Annotated in this window: 3 protein-coding genes; 1 reads left to right on the top strand and 2 read right to left on the bottom strand. The window is 65.0% G+C overall.

Annotated features, from left to right (window positions below; translation table 11 throughout):
- Window positions 1-211 precede the first annotated feature (211 nt).
- Entirely contained in the window at window positions 212-718 is a 507-nt protein-coding gene (locus AC1D00_RS32745) for a MarR family winged helix-turn-helix transcriptional regulator (RefSeq protein ID WP_027548855.1), read from the top strand.
- A gap of 113 nt (window positions 719-831) precedes the next feature.
- Here the strand turns inward: AC1D00_RS32745 and AC1D00_RS32740 are convergent, their stop codons facing one another.
- Together AC1D00_RS32740 and AC1D00_RS32735 are read right to left on the bottom strand one after the other, a co-directional pair.
- Window positions 832-2,448: an ATP-dependent acyl-CoA ligase gene (locus tag AC1D00_RS32740; RefSeq protein ID WP_477013515.1), complete on the bottom strand. Its 1,617-nt coding sequence runs from the start codon at window positions 2,446-2,448 to the stop codon at window positions 832-834.
- Window positions 2,449-2,463: 15 nt separating this feature from the next.
- Window positions 2,464-3,346, bottom strand: an 883-nt coding sequence (locus AC1D00_RS32735) for an ABC transporter substrate-binding protein (RefSeq protein WP_477013514.1), incomplete at its 5' end; no start/stop codon positions are given.

Here is a 3,346-nt window from a genome sequence, read left to right as displayed (position 1 = left end):
GGCCTTGTCAAGGTGGGTTCTGCAAGGAGGCCGGGCGACGCCCCCGGCGCCACAGCGTCGATCTGGAGATACGATCAAATTGGACACACGGCAGAGCCGATTCAGGGGCCGCCGGGCTCAGCCTTGAATTTACTTTTGGCACGAACTATCTTGCCAGCATCCGCGAAAGCTGCATCAGCTTTCGTCAGGCCACCAAGCCCGGGAGATTCGATTGGCGCTCGCGAAGGAGTCCACGCCTGTTTCAGCCAAGAATGGGGCAGATCAGGAGGCCGAGTACAGGGCTCAAACGCGAGTTTGGCTCCGGCTGCTCGCCTGCACGACCCTGATCGAGGGGGAGCTGCGGCGCCGGTTTCGCGAAGAATTCGATTTCACGATGCCCCGCTTCGACGTTCTCGCGCAGCTCGACCGCGAGCCGAGCGGACTCGTGCTGGGAGAGCTGCCCAAGCGCCTGATGGTCTCGGCCGGGAACCTGACGCCGATCGTGGACCGCCTGGTCGAAGACGGATACATCACCCGCACGCCGTCGAACCTCGACCGCCGCGTGCAGATCGTCTGCATGACGGTCGAAGGCCGCAAGGCCTTCAGGCGAATGGCCAAGAGCCACGGCGCGTGGCTTGCCGAGCTGCTGGCGGATTTCCCGGCGGACCGGTTCGACGGATTGATCGGCGAGCTCGACGAACTCAAGGGCGCCGTCAAGGACGCGCTGCAAAAACCCTGAGCGGACCGACGGTTAAAGCGCGATGAGATTGGCATGAATCGTCATCGCGCTTTGGGTTATTGTTTGAGCATGGTCTTTTCGGAAAACCGCTGCGCACTTTTCTGGACCATGCTCTAGCGCCGCAACCTCACTCCGGCCGCCTCGCGATCCCATGTGTCCGTGGTGACGCCCGCCTCGCGCAGCACGCCCTTCTTGATCTTGCCGTTCTCCGTCAACGGCATCTGGCTCAGAATGCGCACGTAGCGCGGGATGGCGAAATAGGCGATCTGCCCTTCACAATGCCTGACGATGTCGACGGGCTCCAGCAACTGGCCCGGTTCCAGCAGGATCGCAGCCGCAACCTCGTCCTCTCCCAATTCCGACGGCAGCGGGTAGATCGCGCAGGCGGCGACCGCGGGATGGGACTGGATGGCCTGCTCGACCTCCCATGAGGATACGTTCTCGCCGCGCCTGCGGATGGAATCCTTCATGCGGTCGATGAAGCGATAGTGTCCGTCAGCGTCCCGAACGACCCGATCCCCCGAGTGAAACCACAGATTTCGCCAGGCCTCGACCGTCTTCTCCGGCATGCCGAAATAGCCGGCGGCGAAGGCAAAGGGCTCTCTTGCGCGAAGCAGCAGCTCGCCGGCCTGTCCATCCGGAAGTGCTGAATCATTCTCGTCGACGACCCGCGCCTCGATTCCGTCGGCGAGATAGCCCATCGTTCCCGGACGATCGGACGGGATCGTGCCTGCGAACACGAAGTTTGTCTCGGTCGACCCGTAGCCGTCGACCAGCGGCACGCCAAACCGCGCGAGGAAAGGACCGTGGATTTGCGGCGGCACGCCGCCGCCAAGCGCAACGCGCAGACGATGGGTCGAATCGTTCGCATTCTTCGGCTGCGCCAGAAGCATCGACGCCATCGCGCCGAGCAGATAGCCGACCGTCGCATTGTGCCGTTGCGCGGCGGCCCAGAAGCCGGAGGCGGAGAATTTCGGCTCCAGCACATAGGTGCACCCGTTCAGGAGCGCCTGATAGAACGCATTCAGCGCGTTGGTGTGGAACAGGGGCAATGTCGTGAACAGCACATCGCCCTCGCGGACGCCGAGCGCTCGCGCCGAATAGATGCCCCACCAGAACAGTTGCGCCTGCGGACAGCACACACCCTTTGCAGGCCCCGTGGTGCCCGATGTGTAGAGGATCGCAACGGTGTCGCCGGGGCGGACGGCGCCCGCCGGCGCCGCGGCTCCGAGCGCCGGCAACGGTAGCGCGGAAAGCCTGGCATCGATTGCATCGGAGGCAGCCCCGATGATCCAGGTCCGGGGCGGCAGCTCGACACCCGCCTCGACACTCTCGATTGCGACAACGAACTGAGCCTCGACGACGAGGAGCGCGGGACGCGAGTTGCGGAAGATGTGGGAGAGCTGGAAACCGCGGAGCGCGGTATTGATCGGGACTGCGATGGCCCCGAGCCATGCGCAGCCGAGATAGACCTGCAAAAACTCCGGACGGTTCGAACACATCAGCGCGACCCGATCGCCCGGCTTGATCCCCGCATCAACCAGCGCCTGGGCGGACGCGGCGGCGATCGCCGCGGCCTGCGCAAAGGTCCAGCGCGTCTCACCCGCAACCAGCAGGACGCGATCGCCATAGCGCTCGGCCTGCCGCGTGAGGATGGTGGACAGAATCCGATCCGACGGCGGAAACGACGTCACCGCACGCGCCCAGGCCGGCGTCACGTTCTCCGTCACGCTCATGCTCCGACCTCAGGGCAACAGCTTGTATTTGCCGTCCTCGATCTGGACCATGACGCGTGAGCGATCGTCGACGCCATGCCGGTCCGCCGGCGTGTAGGTGTAGACGCCCTGCGTCCCGACGACCTCCTTGGTCGTGAACAGCGCCTGACGAAGCGCGGTCCGGAATTCCGGCGAACCGGGCTTGGCGCCGGTCGCCATCGCGCGCTTGGCAGCATCGGCGAAGACCAGCCAGCCGTCGAAGGAATAGGACGAGAATGAATCCGTCGGCGCCTCGCCGTTCGCCTTCGCGAAGGCCGCGCGGAAATCCAGTGCAACCTTCTGGATCGGATTGCTGGCCGGAAGCTGCTCCGCCGCGGTCACCGGCCCGGTCGGGCAGATGATGCCGTTGGCGGCCTTGCCRGCAAGACGAAGGAAATCGGCGCTGATCATGCCGTGATTGCCATAGAGCGGCCCCTTGTAGCCGCGCTCAGACAGCGCGATCACCGGCAGCGCACCGGGCGTTCCCGTCCCACCCAGCATGATCGCATCGGGATGCGCGGCGACGACGCGCAGCACCTGCGCCGTGACCGAAGAGTCCGAACGCGCGTAGCGCTCATTGGCGATCACCTTGATGTCCGCCGACTTGGCGGCCTGCACCAGGGAATCGTAGAAGAGGTCACCTAACGCGTCGGAGAAGCCGATGAACGCGACGCTCTTCAATCCCTTCGCCTTCATGTTGTCGACGATGCCCTGCAACAGCAGCGGCGTCGGTTGYGGCGTCTGCACGACCCAGGGACCGCCCTCGCCCGGCGGCACCGGCGCGATCGGGGACACCGCGATCATCGGAATCCTCATCTCGATGGCCGCGGTCGCCATTGCGAGCGTCTGGGGCGCACCGGACGTGCCCATGAGG

This window comes from Bradyrhizobium sp. P2_E8, assembly GCF_056403875.1.
The sequence above is the reverse complement of the archived record's forward strand: the minus strand, read 5'-3'. Positions and strand labels throughout refer to the sequence as shown.